Source organism: Phenylobacterium sp. (assembly GCF_031360265.1).
In the GTDB taxonomy this organism is placed as follows: domain Bacteria; phylum Pseudomonadota; class Alphaproteobacteria; order Caulobacterales; family Caulobacteraceae; genus Phenylobacterium.
Map to the genome: position 1 here is coordinate 1 of NZ_JANMBF010000191.1, position 1,825 is coordinate 1,825.

Sequence of the window (1,825 nt, forward strand, 5' to 3'; positions counted from 1 at the left end):
AGAGCCCTTCCCACTCAGGTTGGCTCAACCTGAGTGGAGGAGAAGGGCTCCAGATATAAGCGACGACCCTGTTCTGTCCCGGCTGACTTGAGTCAAGTCAGCCGGGACAGGGTCTAGCGTCGTCGAAGATGGCGCCGAGCCCGCCCGGGACTCTGACTTCAGTGGCTCAGAAGGATGAAACGTTCGGGGGTGTTGAGCAGGTCGTAGGTCACCCCGCCGAAGGCCCATTCCCCGAGCCGCGTATGGCCGTAGGCGCCGGCGACGATCAGGTCCGCGCCGATCTCCTGGGCGGCGATCTGGAGTTCCGTGGCGACCCGCTCCGGCGCGGCGGGGATCGCCTTGCCTGAGGCCTCGACGCCGTGACGGCGAAGCTGCTGGACCACGTCTGACGTGTTGTGGCCCGCCGCGACCACTTCGTCCCTGGCGCAGCATTCGACGACCACGACCTGTTCGGCAGCCTTGAGGAACGGCAGGCTGTCGGTCAGCGCGCGCCGGGCCTCGCGGGTGTCCTTCCAGGCCACAATGACGGCGCGCCCGTGGAACCTTCCGGGCTTCGGCGGCGCCACCAGCACCGGGCGCGCGCACTGCATGACCAATTCGGCGGGGTGGGCGGCGCGATAGGCCCCCTCGCCGCCCAGCGGCGCGCCGCCGGCGACGATCAGGTCGGCGGAGCGCGCATGGCGCGCCATGGCGCGGGCCGGAAAGGCTTCGATGGCGGTCCAGTCGGTGTCCATGCCAGCGGTCGCGGCGCGGAAGGTTTCCTCGGCCCGCCTGAGGTTGTCTTCGACCAGGCTCTGCAACTGGACGACCCACTCCCCGCCCAGCATCCCGGAGGGATCGCTCAAGGTCTGGATCATCTCCGCGCCCAGACCGATCAGCGTTGCGTCGAACCTGCGGGCCAGGTCGACGGCGAGGCGCAGGCGTCCCGCCGCATCGGGACCGCCCTCGACATGGACCAGGATGCTGCGCGGCAGGCTCTCGCGGTGGACGGCGGCGTGTTGAACCGGGGCGTCCTCAAGCGTGGTCATGGCGAACTCCTCTTCAAGATCCTGGGGTGCGGCGAAGAGTCAGGCGGCCAGTCGCTCGAGGGCTGGCCAGCGGGTCACCCGGAATTGCCGGGCCGAGGCGAACTCGACGATCCGCGAGCCCTGCAGCTGCGTGACCATCCGCGAGACGGTTTCGATGGTCAGGCCGAGGTAGTCGGCCATGTCCTGGCGGCCCATGGGCAGCGACACATCCTCGGATCCGACACGTCGGGCCACGTCCATCAGGAAACTGGCGACCTTTTCGCAGGCGCTCTTGCGGCCGAGCATCAGCAGATGCTCCTGGGTCCGCTCGAGCTCGCGGCGCGTGGCCTCCCACAGCGTCCCGTCCAGACCGGCGTCGCCGCTCAGGCTATTCAGCGACGCGCGCTTGACCACGTGGATCACGCAGTCGCTGAGGGCTTCGGCCGAGAATCTGTAGAAACCGCCGGTCTCCAGCCCGATGATGTCGCCGGGATAGTAGAAATCGCCGATCTGCCGCCGGCCGTCGCTGTGGAGCCGGGTCGTCCGTACGGCGCCCGAGACGATGCCGTGAATCATGTCGGCCGCATCGGCCTGGCCGAAGATCTCCTCGCCCTTGGCGAAGGGCATCCGCAGACCGATGCGGTCCATCAGGCTGGCGACCGGAGCGGAACTGGGCGAGCGCGTGAGGGTCATGAGAAAACTCCGTCGTCGATGATCGCAGGCTCGCGCTTCGCCCCGTCGGCGAATATTCGTGTGCGCCCCCTAGGTAGCGGCACGGAGGCGGGTCTTCTCCGGCCGGCGATGCGCCGGGCGCCAGG

Annotated in this window: 2 protein-coding genes; both read right to left on the reverse strand. The window is 68.7% G+C overall.

The window, feature by feature from the left end; genetic code table 11:
- Nucleotides 1-158: 158 nt before the first annotated feature.
- The gene (locus RMN86_RS17770; protein WP_309607194.1) at nucleotides 159-1,028 is read right to left on the reverse strand and encodes a universal stress protein; all 870 of its coding nucleotides are present in this window, start codon (nucleotides 1,026-1,028) and stop codon (nucleotides 159-161) included.
- A 39-nt stretch (nucleotides 1,029-1,067) separates the two neighbouring features.
- Nucleotides 1,068-1,700: a helix-turn-helix domain-containing protein gene (locus RMN86_RS17775; protein ID WP_309607195.1), complete on the reverse strand. Its 633-nt coding sequence runs from the start codon at nucleotides 1,698-1,700 to the stop codon at nucleotides 1,068-1,070.
- Nucleotides 1,701-1,825 lie beyond the last annotated feature (125 nt).